The organism is Opacimonas viscosa (genome assembly GCF_024199005.1).
GTDB classification, from domain to species: Bacteria; Pseudomonadota; Gammaproteobacteria; order Enterobacterales; family Alteromonadaceae; genus Opacimonas; species Opacimonas viscosa.
Genome location: NZ_JANATA010000010.1, coordinates 50,353 through 70,228, shown reverse-complemented (window position 1 = coordinate 70,228; position 19,876 = coordinate 50,353). Strand labels below are relative to the sequence as shown.

At 39.3% G+C, this 19,876-nt stretch carries 22 protein-coding genes; 3 read left to right on the top strand and 19 right to left on the bottom strand.

Annotation, left to right across the window (positions count from 1 at the left end; all coding sequences use genetic code 11):
- Nucleotides 1-9: 9 nt before the first annotated feature.
- From atpA to rpmH, 19 genes are all read right to left on the bottom strand, one after another.
- Nucleotides 10-1,551: a F0F1 ATP synthase subunit alpha gene (gene atpA / locus NLF92_RS07180; protein WP_254100272.1), complete on the bottom strand. Its 1,542-nt coding sequence runs from the start codon at nucleotides 1,549-1,551 to the stop codon at nucleotides 10-12.
- Nucleotides 1,552-1,565: 14 nt separating this feature from the next.
- Nucleotides 1,566-2,099, bottom strand: coding sequence for a F0F1 ATP synthase subunit delta (gene atpH, locus NLF92_RS07175; RefSeq protein ID WP_254100270.1), 534 nt, complete (start codon nucleotides 2,097-2,099; stop codon nucleotides 1,566-1,568).
- A gap of 13 nt (nucleotides 2,100-2,112) precedes the next feature.
- Nucleotides 2,113-2,583, bottom strand: a complete 471-nt coding sequence (gene atpF / locus NLF92_RS07170) for a F0F1 ATP synthase subunit B (protein ID WP_254100268.1) — start codon at nucleotides 2,581-2,583, stop codon at nucleotides 2,113-2,115.
- Nucleotides 2,584-2,630: 47 nt separating this feature from the next.
- Nucleotides 2,631-2,852 carry a F0F1 ATP synthase subunit C gene (gene atpE / locus NLF92_RS07165; RefSeq protein WP_026376053.1) on the bottom strand — a complete coding sequence of 74 codons (222 nt, stop codon included), beginning with the start codon at nucleotides 2,850-2,852 and terminating at the stop codon, nucleotides 2,631-2,633.
- Nucleotides 2,853-2,902: 50 nt separating this feature from the next.
- Entirely contained in the window at nucleotides 2,903-3,736 is an 834-nt protein-coding gene (gene atpB / locus NLF92_RS07160; RefSeq protein WP_254100266.1) for a F0F1 ATP synthase subunit A, read from the bottom strand.
- A 29-nt stretch (nucleotides 3,737-3,765) separates the two neighbouring features.
- On the bottom strand, nucleotides 3,766-4,143 hold the full coding sequence (locus NLF92_RS07155) for an ATP synthase subunit I (RefSeq protein ID WP_254100340.1): 378 nt from the start codon (nucleotides 4,141-4,143) through the stop codon (nucleotides 3,766-3,768).
- 385 nt (nucleotides 4,144-4,528) lie between these two features.
- Complete coding sequence (locus tag NLF92_RS07150) at nucleotides 4,529-5,404, bottom strand: ParB/RepB/Spo0J family partition protein (RefSeq protein ID WP_254100264.1); 876 nt, start codon at nucleotides 5,402-5,404, stop codon at nucleotides 4,529-4,531.
- A gap of 8 nt (nucleotides 5,405-5,412) precedes the next feature.
- Complete coding sequence (locus tag NLF92_RS07145) at nucleotides 5,413-6,204, bottom strand: ParA family protein (RefSeq protein ID WP_254100262.1); 792 nt, start codon at nucleotides 6,202-6,204, stop codon at nucleotides 5,413-5,415.
- Between the two features lies 1 nt (nucleotide 6,205).
- Complete coding sequence (rsmG, locus tag NLF92_RS07140) at nucleotides 6,206-6,880, bottom strand: 16S rRNA (guanine(527)-N(7))-methyltransferase RsmG (RefSeq protein ID WP_254100260.1); 675 nt, start codon at nucleotides 6,878-6,880, stop codon at nucleotides 6,206-6,208.
- Nucleotides 6,881-6,898: 18 nt separating this feature from the next.
- Nucleotides 6,899-8,788, bottom strand: a complete 1,890-nt coding sequence (gene mnmG / locus NLF92_RS07135; protein WP_254100258.1) for a tRNA uridine-5-carboxymethylaminomethyl(34) synthesis enzyme MnmG — start codon at nucleotides 8,786-8,788, stop codon at nucleotides 6,899-6,901.
- Between the two features lie 644 nt (nucleotides 8,789-9,432).
- A complete protein-coding gene (locus tag NLF92_RS07130; protein ID WP_254100256.1) occupies nucleotides 9,433-10,257 on the bottom strand; it encodes an ATP-binding protein in 825 nt (274 codons plus the stop codon).
- Between the two features lie 2 nt (nucleotides 10,258-10,259).
- Complete coding sequence (locus tag NLF92_RS07125; RefSeq protein WP_254100254.1) at nucleotides 10,260-10,925, bottom strand: DnaT-like ssDNA-binding domain-containing protein; 666 nt, start codon at nucleotides 10,923-10,925, stop codon at nucleotides 10,260-10,262.
- 13 nt (nucleotides 10,926-10,938) lie between these two features.
- Nucleotides 10,939-11,376 carry a flavodoxin domain-containing protein gene (locus NLF92_RS07120; RefSeq protein WP_254100252.1) on the bottom strand — a complete coding sequence of 146 codons (438 nt, stop codon included), beginning with the start codon at nucleotides 11,374-11,376 and terminating at the stop codon, nucleotides 10,939-10,941.
- Between the two features lie 9 nt (nucleotides 11,377-11,385).
- Nucleotides 11,386-12,786 (bottom strand): tRNA uridine-5-carboxymethylaminomethyl(34) synthesis GTPase MnmE, encoded by a 1,401-nt coding sequence (gene mnmE / locus NLF92_RS07115; protein ID WP_254100250.1) that lies wholly within the window; start codon nucleotides 12,784-12,786, stop codon nucleotides 11,386-11,388.
- A gap of 24 nt (nucleotides 12,787-12,810) precedes the next feature.
- On the bottom strand, nucleotides 12,811-13,293 hold the full coding sequence (locus tag NLF92_RS07110; protein WP_254100248.1) for a YajQ family cyclic di-GMP-binding protein: 483 nt from the start codon (nucleotides 13,291-13,293) through the stop codon (nucleotides 12,811-12,813).
- 23 nt (nucleotides 13,294-13,316) lie between these two features.
- A complete protein-coding gene (yidC, locus tag NLF92_RS07105) occupies nucleotides 13,317-14,987 on the bottom strand; it encodes a membrane protein insertase YidC (RefSeq protein WP_254100246.1) in 1,671 nt (556 codons plus the stop codon).
- 11 nt (nucleotides 14,988-14,998) lie between these two features.
- Nucleotides 14,999-15,265: a membrane protein insertion efficiency factor YidD gene (gene yidD, locus NLF92_RS07100; protein ID WP_254100244.1), complete on the bottom strand. Its 267-nt coding sequence runs from the start codon at nucleotides 15,263-15,265 to the stop codon at nucleotides 14,999-15,001.
- Nucleotides 15,232-15,612 (bottom strand): ribonuclease P protein component, encoded by a 381-nt coding sequence (rnpA, locus tag NLF92_RS07095; protein WP_284700386.1) that lies wholly within the window; start codon nucleotides 15,610-15,612, stop codon nucleotides 15,232-15,234. The genes yidD and rnpA overlap by 34 nt, the downstream gene beginning before the upstream one ends.
- Nucleotides 15,613-15,747 (bottom strand): 50S ribosomal protein L34, encoded by a 135-nt coding sequence (gene rpmH / locus NLF92_RS07090; RefSeq protein ID WP_014290886.1) that lies wholly within the window; start codon nucleotides 15,745-15,747, stop codon nucleotides 15,613-15,615.
- A gap of 445 nt (nucleotides 15,748-16,192) precedes the next feature.
- On the opposite strand from rpmH, the gene dnaA reads away from it, so the two are divergent.
- Genes dnaA through recF form a run of 3 tightly spaced genes read left to right on the top strand, consistent with a single transcriptional unit; the run spans nucleotide 16,193 to nucleotide 19,875 of the window.
- On the top strand, nucleotides 16,193-17,623 hold the full coding sequence (dnaA, locus tag NLF92_RS07085; protein ID WP_254100242.1) for a chromosomal replication initiator protein DnaA: 1,431 nt from the start codon (nucleotides 16,193-16,195) through the stop codon (nucleotides 17,621-17,623).
- A gap of 36 nt (nucleotides 17,624-17,659) precedes the next feature.
- Entirely contained in the window at nucleotides 17,660-18,763 is a 1,104-nt protein-coding gene (gene dnaN / locus NLF92_RS07080; protein WP_254100240.1) for a DNA polymerase III subunit beta, read from the top strand.
- Nucleotides 18,764-18,774: 11 nt separating this feature from the next.
- Nucleotides 18,775-19,875, top strand: a complete 1,101-nt coding sequence (gene recF, locus NLF92_RS07075; RefSeq protein WP_254100238.1) for a DNA replication/repair protein RecF — start codon at nucleotides 18,775-18,777, stop codon at nucleotides 19,873-19,875.
- The last annotated feature ends 1 nt before the right edge of the window (nucleotide 19,876 follow it).

Below are 19,876 nucleotides of genomic sequence, written 5' to 3'. Positions count from 1 at the left end.
GCGCATTGATTACCACGTTGCAGTTTTCTTGAACGTAGTTAAAGCATCGTTTAGTTGCTTTTCAATGTCATCGTTATAGTTACCTGTTTCATTGATAGTCTTGACTAACTCAGCCTGCTCTGTGCTCATATATGAGTGCAAAGCGGCTTCGAAATCTAGTACTTTCTCTAACTCAACGTCAGTTAAGTACCCTTTTTCTATCGCAAACAGGGAAACCGCAGTATCCGCAACCGATAACGGCGCATACTGGTTCTGTTTCATTAACTCTGTTGCACGCTCACCATGCTCTAATTGAGCACGAGTTGCTTCATCAAGGTCAGATGCAAACTGCGAGAACGCCGCTAATTCACGATACTGAGCTAGGGCTAGACGAATACCGCCACCTAACTTCTTGATGATTTTAGTTTGTGCTGCACCACCTACACGAGATACTGAAATACCTGCGTTTACCGCTGGGCGAATACCCGCGTTAAACAAGTCAGTTTCTAAGAAGATCTGACCATCGGTAATTGAGATAACGTTAGTTGGTACGAATGCTGATACATCACCTGCTTGGGTTTCGATGATTGGTAGAGCGGTTAAAGAACCAGTTTTACCTTTCACTTCACCGTTAGTGTACTTTTCTACGTAATCAGCGTTTACACGAGCGGCACGCTCAAGTAGACGAGAGTGAAGATAGAAAACATCACCAGGGTATGCTTCACGACCAGGAGGACGTTTTAATAGCAATGAAACTTGACGATAAGCAACAGCTTGCTTAGATAAGTCATCATATACGATTAATGCATCTTCACCGCGGTCACGGAAGTATTCACCCATAGTACAACCAGAATACGCTGATAAGTACTGTAAGGCAGCTGACTCAGATGCAGAAGCAGCAACAACGATAGTATTCGCTAAGGCGCCGTGCTCTTCTAATTTGCGTACTACGTTAGCAATAGTCGATGCTTTCTGACCAATAGCTACGTATACACATTTAATACCTGTGTCTTTTTGATTGATAATGGCATCAATCGCTAAAGCTGTTTTACCAGTTTGACGGTCACCGATAACTAGCTCACGCTGGCCACGACCGATTGGGATCATTGAGTCAACTGACTTATAACCCGTTTGGACTGGTTGATCAACTGATTGACGTTCGATAACACCTGGTGCAATTTTTTCAACTGGCTCAAAACCAGCAGCATCAATCGCGCCTTTACCATCAATCGGCTCACCTAGTGTGTTAACAACACGACCTAATAGGCCTGGGCCTACTGGTACTTCTAGGATACGACCTGTTGATTGGACTTTTTGTCCTTCTTGTAGGTCCGCATAAGGACCCATAACTACTGCACCTACAGAATCTCGTTCTAAGTTAAGTGCGATAGCGTAACGATTACCAGGAAGCTCGATCATTTCCCCTTGCATTACATCGGCTAAGCCAGTAATGCGGATGATACCATCAGTAACACCTACGATTGTACCTTCATTGCGAGCTTCACTTACTACTTCAAACTGCTCAATTCGTTTTTTGATCAGTTCTGCAATTTCAGTGGAATTAAGTTGCATGCTCTTATCCCCGTTTATGCTTGTAACGCGTCTGCGAGACGGTTCAGTTTAGTTTGGACGGAACCATCAATAACTGTGTCACCGGCTTTAATTACTAAGCCTGCGACCACTGAAGGATCCACGTTACAATTAAGCTTCACTTTACGTGCCAGACGTTTTTCTAATGCTTTACTAATATCTTCTTGTTGTTTCTTCAGCAGTTTAACTGCTGAAGTGACTTCAACATCAATCTCTTTATCAAACTCAGCTTTATACTGGTTGAATAAAAGTGAGATATCAGGAATAGCGTTTAAACGCTGGTTCTCTGCCAAAACTTTAATAAAGTTTTGACCATGTTCGTCAATTTGCTCACCGCAAACACCGATAAATACTTCGGCAAGTTTATCTGCTGCATATGTACCAGTAAGCATCTGCTTAATGGCTGCATCTTTAGCAACTTCACCTGCGAAGAACAGCATTTCTTGCCATTGGGCAATGGTTTGCTTTTCAACTGCGAAATCAAAAGCCGCTTTGGCATAAGGTCGAGCAACGGTAGTCAATTCAGACATGGCTCATTCTCCCTTATAACTCGTCGACAAGTTTTGCAACAATGTCGGCTTGAGCTTCTTTATCGATTTCACGCGCTAAGATTTTCTCAGCACCCGCAATTGCTAGAGCTGAAACTTGCTTGCGCAAATCTTCTCTGGCACGGTTACGTTCAGCTTCAATCTCAGCATAACCTTGGGCAATGATTTTCTCACGTTCGGCATGACCTTTCTGCGTTTCTTCATCAACAAGTTGATTAGCACGCTTTTTGGCTTGCTCGATAATGTCAGCCGCTTGCGATTTGGCTTCTTTTACTTGCTCAGCAGCTTTCGCTTGAGCTTCAGCTAGATCTTTTTCAGCTTGGTCGGAAGCTTCAAGCCCATCGGCAATCTTCTTCTGACGCTCTTCAATTGCGCCTAGTAATGGTGGCCATACGTATTTCATACAGAACCATACAAAGACAGCAAAGGCGATCATCTGACCTATTAGAGTAGCGTTAATGTTCACGACAACTCCTCCTCTTCTATAATTCGCTAAAAATTAGGGTTAAAAAATTAAGCACCAACAGCGAACAATAGATATAGAGCGATACCAACACCGATCATAGCGATCGCATCGATAAGACCTGCAACGATGAACATCTTAACTTGCAATTGTGGTGCAAGTTCAGGTTGACGAGCAGCTGATTCTAGGAATTTACCACCTAAAAGACCGAAACCAATAGCAGTACCTAGGGCACCCATTCCGATTAATAGAGCAACAGCGATATATAACATATTTATCTCCGAGTTTTTCTTAAGTTAAAGTTTAAAGTTAAAAGAAATTATTAATGGTCTTCATGTGCCAGGCTTAAGTACACGATGGTTAACATCATGAAAATAAACGCTTGCAATGGTAAAACCAAAATATGGAATACAGCCCAAGGGAAATGTAGCGGTAACTGCCACAAACCAAGAGTTGCGATTAGAATGAAAATCAATTCACTGGCATATAAGTTACCGAATAAACGCAGCGCCAATGAAACAGGACGAGCGATTAATGTGACTGATTCCAAAATAAAGTTAACTGGGATAAATGCCCAATGGTTGAAAGGTTGTAGTGTCAACTCTTTCATGAAACCTGAGATACCCTTGATTTTGATTGAGTAATATACGATAAGTACAAATACACCCAATGCTAATGCAAAAGTTAAGTTTAAGTCTGTTGTAGGTACCGCTTTCATATAAACGTCATGCGGATCCATACCGAAGAAGGTAGAACCAACTAGGCCTGCAATCGTTGGTAAAATATCAACAGGGACTAAATCCATCAGGTTCATTAAGAAGACCCACACGAAAATAGTAAGTGCAAGAGGTGCAATTAAGCTGTTCTTGCCATGAAAGGTGTCTTTCACGTTGGTGTTTACAAAATCTATAACTAGCTCAATGAAAGCCTGCCATTTTGTAGGTACACCAGTAGTCGCTTTCTTAGCTGCGCTAGTGAAAAGCCATAAAAATAAAATACCTAAGCCAATCGACCATGCCAACGTGTCAATATTCCATACCCAGAACCCGGCATCTTTACATGCTTTGTTAAAAGCAATACCTGATTCGGTAGTACACATTGTTGCGTTGGTTAAATGGTGTTGGATATATTCCGTAGTCGTATATTCTGAAGCCATTGTTTAACCCATGTTTAATTATAAAACTGTTACGAAGCACGCTTACTCAAAACAATAATTGCGAGTGTGTGCGTTATTGTTGCGATGGCGAAACCAACTAATAATGACACTGGATGGTCGGGAAGTTGTTTATATGCAATCACAAATAAAATTAAAGTTAATGCCAATTTTAGTTTTGAGCCTTGGCTAAAGCTCTTCATGACTAAATCAGACTTAGTTGCTCCCGCAAAACGGAATGCAAAATAAGCAAACACAATATTAGGTAGAATACTGATACAAGCGCCTGCCAGATAACTCAGTATTGTTGGAAATGATGAAAAAAGCAGACTTATTATTGATAGAGTCAGTGTACATATGATTTGTAGGCTAATAGCTTGCTTAGCTAATTGTGTTCCTTTGCCTACCATAGTCACGGACGATTATCTCTTTTATTCTTATAACCTAATTTAGCGATGTGAAGTATATCTGTGTTGCAGATTTTTTCAACTATATTAATAAAGCATAATTTTGATGGACTGCATAAGTTGTATTTATACCTCAGGTATAATCACCTGTAGGCCATGAATTACGTGTTGTATAGCACTATTTGGGTAGTGCCAAAGTCGTACAATTAGACGTTATTTTTCAGCAGTAAACGTTTATGGATAAGGCCTGAACACGGTCACTTTTGCTAACAAAACAGGCAGTAGGAATGAATTTGTAATTAAGACTTATAAAAAGGACATTATCCGTCGTATCTACTGGCTTTATTTCTGTGAAATATGCCAACGAATACAACGTTCAACAAGAGCATTATTGACTTATCTGTTGCAGTAAATTTTCCAGTTGCTCCAAATCTTTAAAATCGATAACAACGCGGCCTTTACCCTTGGCATTGTGTGCTATTTTAACATTTGCACCTAACTTATCCGTTAAGTTTTTCTGCATATCACTTAGATCTGGGGCAAGTTCAACTTTGGTTTGTTCGGTTTTTGGTGTATTTAAACGACGAATATAATTTTCTGTTTCACGCACTGACAAACCTTTACCTGCGACATGACGACCAGCGTCAATCTGTGCTGTGCCACTCAAGGGTAACAATGCTCGAGCATGGCCCATTTCAATATCACCAAACTCTAAGAGTTTTTTCACTTCCTCTTCTAGCGTATTTAAGCGTAAAAGATTAGTGACTGTTGTTCTCGATTTACCAACTGCTTCTGCCACCTCAGCATGCGTCAAAGAAAATTCAAGCATAAGCCGGTCTAAAGCTTGAGCTTCTTCTATGGCGTTGAGATCTTCACGCTGTATATTTTCAATTAAAGCAATTGCTACTGCGGCTTCATCAGCAACGTCCTTGATAATACATGGAACTTCTGTCAACTCTGCAATTTGGGCTGCGCGCCAGCGTCTCTCACCCGCAATGATTTCATATTGTTCAGCACCAATAGGACGAACAACAATCGGTTGGATCACACCTTGAGCTTGGATTGAATGTGCTAATTCATCAAGTGCTTCGGGTGACATATCTTTGCGTGGTTGATACTTACCAGGTTGCAAAGCAGCATGTGGTAAATGGCGTAAGTTGTCAGTGTGAGAAGTTTCACTATTTACAGATTCTGTAGGTGCTGCACGTGTTGATGACAACAATGCATCTAAACCTTTACCTAGCCCTTTATGTTTTCCAGCCATGACTTCACCTATGCTGTTTGACTTATTTTTTGATTATTTTTATTGCGTCGAAGTATCTCACCCGCTAGCGCAAGATAGGCTTTGGCACCTGTTGATGATTTATCATAGTACATAGCAGGTGTTCCGTAACTTGGTGCTTCCGCGAGTCTAACATTTCTCGGAATAACCGTGCGATATACTTGTTGCCCGAAGTGACGTTTCAACTGTTCCGAAACATCATTAGCTAAACGATTACGCGGATCGTACATCGTACGTAGGATCCCTTCAATACACAGGTCTTTATTGACAACTGAAGCTAATTTCTCAATGGTACCCATCAATTCCGTAAGACCTTCCAAGGCATAATATTCACATTGCATGGGGACAATAACAGAATCCGCAGCTGCCAAAGCATTTACCGTTAATTGCGAAAGCGAAGGGGGACAATCGATAAAAATATAGTCGTATTCGTCTCTAACCGTTTCTAAAGCATTACGTAAACGTACTTCACGGGCAAACAACTCCATTAATTTAACTTCTGCTGCAGTATTATCAGAATTACCTGCAATGAGATGATACTTTCCTGAAGTTTCTGTAATGATCACATCTTTGGTAGGCGTGTCTTCTACTAACAAGTCATAGCAAGTCAGTTCGGTATCGTGCTTACTTACCCCACTTGCAGTCGTTGCATTACCTTGGGGATCGAGATCAATAAGCAATACTTTGCGTTTTGTTGCGGCCATCGAAGCTGCTACATTCACAGAAGTAGTTGTTTTGCCTACACCGCCTTTCTGATTTGCAATTGCTATGATCTTTGCCACGTTATTTAGTCTCTTTAGCGTTGTTGTTTTTACTAATTACGATCAAATGTCTTTCCCCAATTAAGTGAGGAACTTGTAAAGTATGTGCTTCTACCACTGTATAATCAGTTTTTAATTGGTCCAATTCGGCACTCGGGTATTGTCCTTTTAAAGCGAAGAATTTCCCCGTTTCATCCAATAAATGGTGACACCAATGTAACATATCTTGAGTACTGGCGAATGCTCTGGAAATAACACCTGAAAAAGGAATACCGTCGGTGTATTCTTCGACCCTTGATTGCACAGGTTTAGCATTTTTTATTTTTAAGTTATAAATAACCTGCTGCATAAAGCGAACACGCTTGCCCAAAGAATCGAGTAAAATAAATTCTTTATCAGGGTGCATTATAGCCAATGGGATACCTGGCAGACCTGGCCCTGTTCCAACATCGATAAACGTATTTTTATCATTATCTTTGTTGATTAACAGCGGAGCGACAATAATAGAATCCATGATGTGTTTTACCAGCATATCATCCACATTACGAATAGATGTTAAATTATATGCTTGATTCCATTTTTGTATCATTTCTACAAAAGCTACCAGCAGATTGACTTGTTCATCACTTACCGATAATTCGGTTTTTGCAATTAAATGGCGTAACTTCTGACAGAGAACTTCATCTACAGCTTGCATAATAACCTTAATTTTTGTCTACGCAGTTTTACGCAACATATTGTGTTTTTTCAAATAAACCAACAATAATGAAATCGCTGCTGGTGTTATTCCTGAAATACGAGATGCCTTACCTATCGTTTCTGGACGCGCATCAGTTAGTTTTGCAACTACTTCATTGGATAAACCAGAAATTTGCCCATAATCAAAATCAGGTGGTAATAGCGTTTCTTCGTGGCGCAGACTTTTTGCTATCTCATCTTTTTGACGTTCAATATAACCGGCATACTTGATCTGAATTTCTACCTGCTCGGCTGCTTGTGCATGGTCTAAACCAGGGCCTAACGTTGGCACTTTCATTAACTCGGCATAGGTCATTTCAGGACGGCGAATCAATTCTTCAAGAGAATGTTCACGTGTAACTGGATTTTTTAACTGTTTATTCAACGCTTCTGCAGCGACATGATTAGGGTGAATATACTGACCTTTTAAGCGTTGCTTCTCCAGTTCAATAAGTTCGATTTTTTCATTAAATGCAGCCCATCGCTCATCATCAACTAAACCGACTTCACGGCCAGCTGCTGTTAACCGAATATCCGCATTATCTTCTCGTAACAACAAGCGATATTCTGCACGAGAGGTAAACATACGATAAGGTTCTTTCGTTCCCATAGTGGCTAAATCATCAATCAATACACCAATATAAGCTTGGTCTCGACGCAGTGATATGGCCTCTTTATTTTGGGTTTGTAAAGCGGCATTAGCACCAGCTAATAAACCTTGTGCGCCAGCTTCTTCATAACCGGTTGTACCGTTGATTTGACCGGCAAAAAACAGACCATCGATAAACTTCGTCTCTAACGATTGTTTGAGATCTCGTGGGTCAAAAAAATCATATTCGATGGCATAACCCGGTCTGATGATATGCGCGTTTTCAAAACCTTTGATCGAACGAACTAAATCAAATTGCACATCAAATGGTAATGATGTTGAGATCCCATTCGGGTAGATCTCAATGCTGTTTAAACCTTCGGGCTCAACAAATATTTGATGTGAATCTTTATCAGCAAAACGGTTAATTTTGTCTTCGATACTCGGACAGTATCTTGGCCCAATACCTTCGATGACACCCGTATACATGGGTGACCGGTCCAGACCACTACGAATGATATCGTGAGTTTTTTCATTGGTATGGGTGATATAACACGGTATTTGTTCTGGATGATCAGAAACTTGACCCATAAATGAAAAAACGGGTAGGGGAGTATCACCAGGTTGTTTTTGCATGACATCGTAATTTAAGGTACGTGCATCCAAGCGAGCCGGTGTACCTGTTTTTAAACGATCAACTCTAAAAGGCAATGCTCGTAAACGCTCGGCTAAAGCAATCGAGGGTGGATCACCAGCTCGACCGCCTTTGTAGTTTTCCAATCCAATATGAATGGTTCCACCAAGAAAAGTACCGACTGTGATAACGACTGTTTTTGCTTTAAATTTTAAGCCCATTTGTGTAACAACACCTGTTACACGATCATTTTCAACAATAATATCGTCGCAGGATTGTTGAAAAATAGTCAGGTTCTTTTGATGTTCCAATGCTTCACGGACAGCTATACGATATAAACTTCTATCTGCTTGAGCACGAGTTGCTCTTACTGCTGGCCCTTTTGATGCGTTTAAAGTCCGGAATTGGATACCGGCTTTATCAATAGCTTTTGCCATGACACCGCCCAGAGCATCTATCTCTTTGACTAAATGTCCTTTGCCAATACCACCAATCGCTGGATTACAAGACATTTGACCTAACGTTTCCATGTTGTGTGTTAATAGTAATGTTTTTACACCCATACGAGCAGCAGCTAGTGCAGCTTCGGTTCCGGCATGTCCACCACCAACAACGATTACATCGTAATCTTCTGCATAAAACATGGAAAAGGTCCTCACAACCATTCTTAATCAATGCCAGCATTTTAGCTGATTATTTCTTAAGTTAACAATTCTTTTGGAAAAATATTACCGTTTGCTGTTGATAACTTTAGCTAGAAAAAAAACGATTTATGCGTCAAAAAAAATTGTGATTTATTTCTGTTTTGTTTCCTCAATCTTGGATACAAGAAATATAATCTTTTTATATTGTATAGATTATTATTGTTATTATTAAGGACGACGATTTCTGTTGATAAGCGAAAAAAATATATTTATTTCAATAGTTTATTTCGATCATAACTCTACCTAAGGTCTGTTCTTAACCCGGTATAACCTGTGTATAAATCGCCTAGTTATCCACAAGTAAAAAAAGAGCAATAGTTATTATTTCTTTATACCGATCTTAGCGACAGGTTACTACCGATCTTATCCACAGCTCTGTATAATCTGTGGGTAAACTGTGGGTAAAATTGTATAACGATCGGTATAATCATTTAAATCATTGTTAGCTATAGTGAATTTATTTTTGGTGACTGATTTTATTAGTTATACACAATAGCCACGTATCAACTACCTCATTTATAGGTTGATACGCGAGCTTGTAATGGGGTTATTGGTAGGTAATAGTGGCAAAAATGTAAAAGGGCCTATTTGACCTGATTAGGTGTATAGCCTTGTTGTTTAATTGGTGTGCTACTTACAGCTTCTGGGACGATAACTTCTCTTCGAGAAGGGCCAGAAAACCTAACTCTGTAGCTATCGTATTCTTTGATTGACTCAAAACAATATCTCCCTACAGCAGTTTCTAAGCTGGCTAAATCGTGATTAGTAATTAAAATACAGTTTTTGTGATTAACTAAACGCTGCCTGAGAATGTTACCTAACCAGCTTTGGGCGTTTTTCTTTAGCATGGTTTCATTTACACAGACTTCATCTAAAACCAATAAATCAACGTTTAGCAATTCATTCTGAATTTTTCTATATTGTTCTGATGCACCATCTGTGGCCGAAAAATCATAGGAGAATAAACGCATATCGAGTAAGGTCGATAATTGGCGATAAAGAACGGTTATCTCGTATTGCTCAATCAATTCATGGGCTATTGCACCCGCTATATGGGACTTACCTCTGCCGTAATCGCCATAAAAAATCATCATGTGTGAGGAACTGTTTCGCCATGCTGGATCGTTGTGGGCACCAATAAATGAATTTGCAACGTCTAGCGCTTCATTTACATCGTCAGAATCAGCTATGAGATTGTCAAAGCGCCATTTAGGATTTAAATCAGCCTGGCCTTGGATAGTCAATACTCTTGCTCTTTTGGTATCTTTTTGGATTTTTTGGATATCTGCATTGGCTTTTTTCTCATAGCCTTTACGCAATTCTTGATAGTTAATGTACTCAGGATCAGAAGGCGCTGATTTACCTAAAGTCTTTGCTAATCGTTGAATCTTATCTGCAATATTATCCAAAATCATTCACCTGTTTTTGTTTTGTATTTAGCGACTAATGCTTTTGTTTTGGCATCTGTTTCCACACTTGCTTCAGCTACTTTGGTTTGTAGGCCTACTCTAGTAACTGCTGTGGTTGCTTGGGTGTGTCTAATTAATTGTTGTTTGCGCTGCAACACGAACTTTTGGGTCCATTGAAACAATGTAAACTGATTATGCGGACGACCGAGCCAATAAGCGACAAAGTCGCCGACCATTTCTTTGGTATATGTTTTATCAACTAGGCCAATAAGTTGTGCTAATTCATCATACAATTTTGGATCGGGTAGCCAGTCGATAGTCATTGCTTGGGTAGAATTATGCAGTTTCATGTAAGTATCATCACTTACAATCATCAAAGGTAAATTGACCGTTTTACCCTGTAAAGTATGCTTCAAATCAATATGCTCAGCAAATGATATCAGACCTACATCACGAAGTTCACGTACCAAAGAATTGATTTGCCTACCTTGCTTGATTAGTACATCTTTGGTACTGACAAGCGGGCAGAGTTCTTTGTAATTAATTGGTGCAGATGCGCCAGTCGTGGTGTTAGCATCTTTTCTTAAACCGAGCACGTAAAGCACCTTTGCTTCATTTGAAATGAAACTTTTTAGGATATCTAGTTCTGCTTGATTAATTTGTAACATAAAAACTCAGTGCTTAGGCTAATTGTTGTTTTAGCCATTCAACCGCGACATCTTCAGGGATTGGATGTTGCAATACATCGATTAAAAATGGCGCACTTAATTCTACAGCGCCTGCCTTTTGCATCTGTTGGTGCAGTTTTTCTGCAGCGCCACAATAAGTATCATAAGAACTATCACCGAGACCGATAAGATAATAAGTATTTCCTAAAGAAGTACTTGTAAGTTCCTTGTAAAAAGGCTGGATATTATCTGGCAAATCACCTGCGCCATGGGTTGAGCTACAAATAATCCAGGTACTATTACAATCTAATGCGTTCAGATCGGGTTGAAAATGCACATTTGCTGCAAACCCGAGTTCGTCACATAGTGCTTTTATAGCATCAGCGACGTATTCTGTGGCACCTAATACAGAACCCACAATGATTTCGAATGGAGGGGTAATATGTGCCATGCTGAATCCTTATTTACCGATACAAAAAGAAGAGAATATTTTACCTAATAAATCGTCTGAGCTAAATTCACCCGTAATTTCATTTAATGCCATCTGTGCTAATCGCAGTTCTTCTGCCAACAGTTCACCAGCAAAAAATCCTTCCAGTTGGGCCTGGCCAGTGTGTAAATGCAATGCAGCATCTGCGATGGCTTGGACATGGCGACGTCGTGCTAAAAATTGACCTTCGGTTGTTGTATCAAAGCCCATACATTCTTTTAAATGTGCGGAGACTAATTCAATACCTTTTTTGTTCGATGCACTGATGGTGAGAGTAGGGTAACCGTTATGCTCAGTTAGACCAATGGTTTCACCACTGAGATCCGCTTTATTCCGGATGACGGTAACCCCCATATTTTCAGGCAGTTTAGCCATAAATTCGGGCCATATTGTATGAGGATCTAGGGGATTAATTGTTGTGTCTTTTGATGCTGTATGGGCATCTGTACTATCCACCATAAATAATACTCGGTCTGCACCAGCTATCGCATCCCATGCCCTTTCAATACCAATCTGTTCAACTTTATCAGGACTTTCTCGCAAGCCAGCAGTATCAATGATATGAAGTGGCATACCATCAATGTGAATATGCTCTGTGAGGACATCTCGAGTGGTACCTGCGATATCAGTCACAATGGCGGCATCGCGACCAGCTAAAGCATTGAGTAAACTAGATTTACCAGCGTTAGGTCGTCCAGCAATGACTACTTGCATACCTTCGCGTAGGATACTTCCTTGTTTAGCTTGTTGTTGCACAGTATCGAGCGTATCAATGATATTTTGTAGATCCCCTTGGACTTTACCATCTGATAAAAAGTCTATTTCTTCCTCTGGAAAGTCAATAGCAGCTTCAACGTACATACGTAAATGAATAATTTCATCAACTAAACGATGTATTCGTTGCGAAAATTCACCTTGTAGAGACCGCAGTGCTGAACGTGCTGCTTGTTCTGAAGACGCATCAATCAAATCGGCGATAGCTTCGGCTTGGGCTAAATCTAATTTATCATTGAGAAAAGCACGTTCTGAAAATTCACCGGGGTTTGCTAAACGAATATTGGGTTGTTGTAGGATACTTTGTAACAACATGTCCATGACGATTTGTCCGCCATGGCCTTGTAGTTCTAGGACATCTTCACCAGTAAAAGAATGCGGATTAGGAAAAAATAACGCGATACCTTCATCTATGATGTGTTTATGTTGGTCATAAAAAGGGCCATATTTGGCATGGCGAGGGGCTGGACATTCACCTAATATTTGTTCTGCGACAGTGCGCGCAAGGGGGCCAGATACCCTTATGATACCAACCCCACCTTTGCCAACCGCAGTTGCTTGGGCAATTATCGTATCCTGATTAGTTAACTCGGACATCAGATATTCCTACCGCATAAAGGTTTAATCACGGAAATTTTTGTATTGGAAAGGTTGTCCTAAATTAGCCTCTTTTACTAGCGCGATTACCTGTTGCAATTCATCGCGTTTCTTCCCTGTAACCCGTAGTTGTTCACCTTGGATAGCTGTTTGCACCTTGATTTTGGCATCTTTCACAAGTTTGACTATTTTCTTTGCCATAGCTTGGTCAATGCCTTGTTGAAACTCTACCAGTTGCTTGTATATTTTACCTGAATGAACAACGTCTTTGGTTTCCATTGCTGCTGTGTCTACACCGCGTTTGACACAGGTACCTCGTAAAATATCTAACATCTGTTGTAACTGAAATTCAGCTTCTGCCTGCATTTGAACATTATCTTCTACTTTAGAAAAAGTGGCGTCGACACCTCTAAAGTCAAAGCGTGTTGTCAGTTCTCGATTTGCATTATCTACTGCATTACCGACTTCTACATTATCTATTTCAGATACAATATCAAATGAAGGCATAGCTTGTTCCTTTAATTAAATAGTTATTTTGCGCTCAGTCCACGTTTTTCCATAGACGCGTAAATAAGTTTTGCTTGCACCAAGGTAATGACGTTACTGACTAACCAATATAAAACTAATCCAGCAGGGAACCACATAAAGAATACAGTCATCATTACAGGCATAAACTGCATGATTTTCTTTTGCATCTCGTCCTGGATCGTCATTGGTTGTAGTTTTTGTAATGCCCACATACTGATACCTGTTAGGATAGGTAATACAAAGTAAGGGTCTTTCACCGATAAATCTGTGATCCATAACACAAAGTCAGCTTGACGCAGTTCTACTGACTCCAAGAATACCCAGTACAATGCCAAGAAAATTGGCATTTGTAAAAGCAGTGGGAAGCAACCACCCATTGGGTTTACTTTTTCTTTTTTGTATAACTCCATCATAGCTTGTGACATCTTTTGACGATCATCACCAACACGTTCTTTTATTTGCTGCATTTTAGGTGCTAAAACACGCATTTTTGCCATTGATTCGTATTGTTTTTTGGTCAATGGATACATGACACCTTTTACTATGATAGTAATAATGATGATTGCGACACCCCAGTTAACTACCACACCTTGGATAATCTGGAGTAACCAAAATAACCACTCTGAGATAAACCATAAAATGCCGTAATCAACAGTCAAGTGCAGACCTGTCGCAAATTCACGTAAAGTATCTTGGTCTTTAGGGCCCATATATAAAAGGCTAGATAATTCTGTGGTTGTTCCGGCAGGGATACTTACTGCTTCAGATGTATACCCGATCGTTGCAAACTCAGCACCGATAGCACGTGTATAAATCGTGTTACTTTTATCTTGAGGTGGTACCCATGCTGTTAGGAAATAGTGCTCAATCATGGCTACCCAACCAGCAGGAGTTGTTTCACGTAAGTTTTCATCTTCGATATCAGAGAACGAATACTTGGTATATTGTTCTTCAGCTGTCCCAAATGCTGCACCGCGATAAGTGGGCATAAACATAGAGCCTTCTGGGACATTAAATGTTTGTTTTAATTGTGCATATGGTTGAACAACAGCAGTATTTGCTGAATTGTTAGTAATGTTTTGTACTACATTGACGGCATGACTTGCGCGACTGAAACTAAATGTTTTGGTAATGGTAAGGCCATTGCCATCGGTCCAAGATAAAGGCACGCTTAGTGTGTTACTGTCTAGTACATATGCTTGTTGGGGAGCATCGTACATAGGACGACCCGCTGGGTTAGCATCTGGTCCATTAGCACCGATTAACCCACTTTGCGCAACATACACCGCGCCTGATGGACGTAGTAGACTATATGCATCATCAGAGCCTTCAGTAATAGGATATTTATTCAGGTTTGCCTTGACAACGTCTCCACCAATTCGGTCGATAACGACAGATAAAGTATCTGTCTCAACAGAAATATAACGGTCTGATGCAGTAGTGGCAGTTGATAAAACTGGCACAACGCTTTGTGTAGTCATATCTTCAGGTACATCTAAGGTATTTGCGACTACGCCACCAGACGCAACAGCTTTCACAGGCTCGGCGGGTAATATTTGAGAACTTACTTGGACGGTATCGTTCGGATCAACATCCTTAGCTAACCATTCTTGCCATAACAAATAACTCACGAATGCTAAGGCAATGAGAATAAAACTGCGTTGGGATTCCATAATATCTCTACTTACTGTTTGGTATCTTTATTATTATCAGGTACGGGATCTATCCCACCTGGATGAAATGGATGACATTTTAGTATGCGTTGAATGGATAACCAAACACCTTTTATACATCCATAGGTCTTAATTGATTCTAATGCATAAGAAGAACATGTTGGATGAAACCTACAATTACTGCCAAGGAAGGGAGAAATACAGGTTTGATAAAATCGAATTAATAACAACAAGGGAAAAATAGTTATTTTTCGCAACGTGTTTTTAATTTTATCCATAGCTTGTTCAACAAGTCATTAAATTCTTGGTTGCTAAGAGTATCAAGATTACTCTTGCCAATCACTATAATATCAATATTTGGTAAAAAATGTTGGTGTAGTCTGAAGTTTTCGCGGATTACACGTTTTAATCGGTTACGATCATTTGCATTGCGTACTCTATTTTTAGCAATAGTAATGCCCAGTCTGGGATGATCTAATTCAGGATTAATTTTGGCGAGAAGAGTAACGTGTTTTGATGGAGCAGGTATAGCATCAGCAAATACATTACTAAAGTGGGCCGGAGTTAACAGACGCAACTCTCGTGGAAACGTATAGTCACCCACTTTAGAAACAGTATTTATCAATTAAGCTGATAAACGTGCACGACCTTTTGCACGACGAGCAGCTAAAACTTTACGACCGTTTTTAGTTGCCATGCGAGCACGGAATCCGTGAGAACGCTTACGCTTTAAGTTGCTTGGTTGAAATGTTCTTTTCATGACCTAAGTCTCTATATAGTTGGTTAAACACATAGCGTGAATAATGTGTAAAAATGAGTGATTGATAACAATCTTTATGCTCACAGATACGAAATTTTTCAATACCGCTGTAAAAGGATGCAAAATAATAGAGATCAAATCCCAGCTTGTCAACGCATTTAACAAGATTATATGCTAATTGTGATCAAAATATCAGCATATTTTTAAATAAATAATGACTTACACACAGTTTACACATAAGTTATCCACAGATTGTCTTGTTTTTTATTATTTTTTGAATCGTTTGGTTGTGTATAAGTTGTCATTTTGTATGCGTTATCTCTCCATTGTTATTTAAATAAATACATTTAAATACAGTAACTTATGTTTTATTTTGGGTTTAAAGTTGAAGCTGGTCGATAGATCCGTATACTTAATCACAGATAAAAATTATAAGGTTGCACTGATGCAGTTATGGGATAGATGTTTAGAGCGTTTAGAGATAGATCTAGATACTCAGCAGTTTAATATGTGGATCCGTCCGCTACGCTCTGAAGAAACATTTGATGATGATACCCTGACTGCGGTGACTTTATTTGCGCCAAATCGTTTTGTCCTTGACTGGGTTAGGGATAAATATAGAGATAAAATTACGACCTTATTCACTGAATACAAGGGCGACAAAGCGCCGCAATTAATGTTAGATGTTTTTACGCGCAGAGCTACACCTGTTACCGATACCCAAGCTGGCACAACGGCTAACTCTTCCATTCCTCACCTGTCTACAGCTGTACCTAATATTCGCGATAAAGTGCAGCAACCTGCGCCAGTTGTTCCGACACCAGCAGAATTAAAACCGGTACCCAGCCCACAGCAAAAAAGTAATATCAATCGCACATATTTATTTGATAATTTTGTTGAAGGTAAATCCAATCAGCTTGCTCGAGCAGCTGCGAGTAGTGTTGCTGACAATCCTGGTGGTGCATATAACCCATTATTTATATATGGGGGAACAGGTCTTGGTAAAACCCATTTATTACATGCTGTGGGTAACGGTATATTAAAGAAAAAGAAAGACGCGCATATTGTTTATATGCATTCTGAACGTTTTGTACAAGATATGGTGAAGGCGTTACAAAATAATGCAATCGAAGAATTCAAGCGCTATTACCGCTCAGTTGATGCATTATTAATAGATGATATTCAATTTTTTGCGAATAAAGATCGTTCTCAAGAAGAATTTTTCCATACCTTTAATGCTTTGTTAGAAGATAATCAACAAATTATCATGACTTCTGATCGTTACCCCAAAGAAATTGATGGAGTAGAGGATCGTTTGAAATCTCGTTTTGGTTGGGGTTTGACTATTGCGATTGAGCCGCCTGAATTAGAAACACGGGTTGCTATTCTGAAACGTAAAGCTGTGGAAAACAAAATTGATCTCGCTGATGAAGTCGCATTTTTTATTGCTAAACGTTTGCGTTCAAATGTCCGTGAACTTGAAGGTGCGTTAAATCGCGTTATTGCGAATGCTAATTTTACCGGTAGAGACATTACGATTGATTTTGTGCGTGAAGCATTACGAGATTTACTTGCGCTACAAGAAAAATTGGTTACAGTTGAAAATATTCAAAAAACGGTAGCTGATTACTACAAGATAAAAGTCGCTGATATATTGTCTAAACGTCGTAGCAGAATTATAGCTAGACCGCGTCAACTGGCGATGGCCCTTGCAAAAGAATTAACCAATCATAGCTTACCAGAAATTGGTAATGGTTTTGGTGGACGCGATCACACCACGGTTTTACACGCTTGTCGTAAAATAGAACAACTTCGTGAAGAAAATCATGATATAAAAGAAGACTATAAAAACTTGATAAGAACCTTGTCTTCTTAATAGAATACACATACTAACTCAAATGAGAACAACTCAATGAAATTTACTATTAGCCGTGAAAAGTTTTTACAACCTTTACAGTTAGTTTCTGGTGCGATTGAACGTCGTCATACCCTACCTATTTTATCTAACATACTCTTAAAGGTGAAAGAGGGTGCATTATGGCTAACGGGTACTGATTTAGAAGTTGAGTTAATTTCTCGTATTGAGTTGGAATCGGATTTTGTCGAAGGCGAAATTACCGTTCCTGCAAAAAAATTATTTGATATTTGTAAAGGTTTGTCGACTGATAATGACATAACATTTGAAGTTAATGGTAGTAAAGCCACGATAAGGTCTGGACGAGGCCGTTATACTTTATCTACTTTAAGTGCTAATGATTATCCTAATCTTGAAGATTGGCAGGGTGATGTTGAGTTTGTTATTTCGCAATCTGAATTAAAGCACCTTATTGATAGCACTAGTTTTGCCATGGCTCAACAAGACGTTCGTTACTATTTAAACGGTATGTCTTTGGAGACTGAAGATAATCTTATTAGAACAGTTGCTACCGATGGCCATCGTTTAGCACTTTGCAATTACGATTACACTACATCGTCTTTACCTGCTCGCCAAGTTATTATCCCGCGTAAAGGTGTCCTAGAGATTTCGCGTTTGATTGAAAATAGTGATCAAACCGTTATGGTGAAGATTGGTTCAAACCATATTTCTATTAAATCAGCCGATTTTGTCTTTACTAGTAAACTAGTGGATGGACGTTTCCCAGATCATCGACGTGTTTTACCAAAAGAAACAACTAAAGCTGTCGTGGCTGATAAAGCAGTAGTTAAAGATGCTTTCAGTCGAGCATCTATCCTATCTAATGAGAAGTTTAGAGGCGTGCGTTTAAACATTTCGAATGGTGAGTTAAAAATAACGGCTAATAACCCTGAACAAGAAGAAGCAGAAGAAATTGTTGATGTTGATTACCAAGGCGATGATTTGGAGATTGGTTTCAATGTTGCTTATCTCATTGACGTTATGAATGCTTTGGACTCAGATAAGGTTAAATTTAATTTATCAGATGCCAATGCTTCAGCGTTAATTGAAGATGCGCAAAACAGTACTGCTTTGTATGTCATCATGCCAATGCGTCTGTAGTAGCTACTATTATGAAACTGGACCAAGTCCAGATTACGCAGTTCCGAAATATAAGTTCTGCTCACATTATTCCGTCGCCACATTTAAATGTGGTGGTGGGACAAAATGGCTCAGGTAAGTCGTCTTTTCTAGAATCCCTTCATTACCTTGGTTTTGGTCGTTCCTTTCGTACTTCTAAGCATAAGTCTGTTATTCAAGAAGCGCACAATCAGTTTAGTGTTTTTGCCTTGTGTACGGATAGTGAAGGTGAAAAACATAAAATTGGTTTTTTGCGTAACAGTAATGATGAATTTCAATGCAGTATAAATGGTGAAAAATCACAGCGTCTAGCTGATTTAGTTGCCCATATTCCTGTTCAGATTTTCACTCCACAATCTAGTGATTTACTTCTTGGTGCACCTAATTTACGTCGTCGCTTCATTGATTGGGGGTTGTTTCACGTGGAACAATCTTATTATTCCCTCTCGATGAGTTACTCAAAAATATTAAAACAGCGTAACGCTTTACTAAAATCAGCTCAAAAATCACCCAATTTCGATACCTCTCAAATTGTTTACTGGAGCCATCAGCTGGCAATATTTGGTGAAAAGGTATCAAAACATAGGGTGAACTATATATCGGCGCTTAAATTGATATTTAATCGCATTTCTTTACAATTTTTACCTGAGTTTTCGTTAGAAATTTCGTATAATCGAGGCTGGGATAATTCCTTGTCATTGGTTGATGCATTAGATAAGAAATTATCAACTGATATAAAGATGGGATTTACTTCAGTAGGTATTCATAAAGCTGATTTGAAACTTTTGGCCAATGGTGTAAATGCGATTGAGCGATTATCCAGAGGTCAATTAAGAATGTTAGTGGCAGCGTTACAGTTGTCACAAACACTGTATCTGACGGAAACCACAAAAAAGTCTGGTGTGTTTTTGTTAGATGATATTGGTGCAGAACTAGATTTGCAAAAACGCGAAGCATTCATTGATGAGTTGCTTAAAACCAATACTCAACTGTTTGTAACAGCAATCGAAGAAAGCCAACTTTCTTTTGTTGAAAAATATAATGATAAAAAAATGTTTCACGTGGAACATGGTCACGTGAAAGAGGAGCAGTGAA

Coding starts and splice junctions, on each gene's coding strand:
- mnmE (WP_254100250.1), bottom strand. CDS start 12,786: ATGTCCGAGTTAACTAATCAGGATACGATAATTGCCCAAGCAACTGCG.
- NLF92_RS07125 (WP_254100254.1), bottom strand. CDS start 10,925: ATGTTACAAATTAATCAAGCAGAACTAGATATCCTAAAAAGTTTCATT.
- rsmG (WP_254100260.1), bottom strand. CDS start 6,880: ATGCAAGCTGTAGATGAAGTTCTCTGTCAGAAGTTACGCCATTTAATT.
- NLF92_RS07110 (WP_254100248.1), bottom strand. CDS start 13,293: ATGCCTTCATTTGATATTGTATCTGAAATAGATAATGTAGAAGTCGGT.
- yidC (WP_254100246.1), bottom strand. CDS start 14,987: ATGGAATCCCAACGCAGTTTTATTCTCATTGCCTTAGCATTCGTGAGT.
- yidD (WP_254100244.1), bottom strand. CDS start 15,265: ATGGATAAAATTAAAAACACGTTGCGAAAAATAACTATTTTTCCCTTG.
- NLF92_RS07150 (WP_254100264.1), bottom strand. CDS start 5,404: ATGGCTGGAAAACATAAAGGGCTAGGTAAAGGTTTAGATGCATTGTTG.
- rpmH (WP_014290886.1), bottom strand. CDS start 15,747: ATGAAAAGAACATTTCAACCAAGCAACTTAAAGCGTAAGCGTTCTCAC.
- NLF92_RS07120 (WP_254100252.1), bottom strand. CDS start 11,376: ATGGCACATATTACCCCTCCATTCGAAATCATTGTGGGTTCTGTATTA.
- atpE (WP_026376053.1), bottom strand. CDS start 2,852: ATGTTATATATCGCTGTTGCTCTATTAATCGGAATGGGTGCCCTAGGT.
- atpH (WP_254100270.1), bottom strand. CDS start 2,099: ATGTCTGAATTGACTACCGTTGCTCGACCTTATGCCAAAGCGGCTTTT.
- dnaN (WP_254100240.1), top strand. CDS start 17,660: ATGAAATTTACTATTAGCCGTGAAAAGTTTTTACAACCTTTACAGTTA.
- recF (WP_254100238.1), top strand. CDS start 18,775: ATGAAACTGGACCAAGTCCAGATTACGCAGTTCCGAAATATAAGTTCT.
- dnaA (WP_254100242.1), top strand. CDS start 16,193: ATGCAGTTATGGGATAGATGTTTAGAGCGTTTAGAGATAGATCTAGAT.
- atpB (WP_254100266.1), bottom strand. CDS start 3,736: ATGGCTTCAGAATATACGACTACGGAATATATCCAACACCATTTAACC.
- mnmG (WP_254100258.1), bottom strand. CDS start 8,788: ATGTTTTATGCAGAAGATTACGATGTAATCGTTGTTGGTGGTGGACAT.
- atpA (WP_254100272.1), bottom strand. CDS start 1,551: ATGCAACTTAATTCCACTGAAATTGCAGAACTGATCAAAAAACGAATT.
- NLF92_RS07155 (WP_254100340.1), bottom strand. CDS start 4,143: ATGGTAGGCAAAGGAACACAATTAGCTAAGCAAGCTATTAGCCTACAA.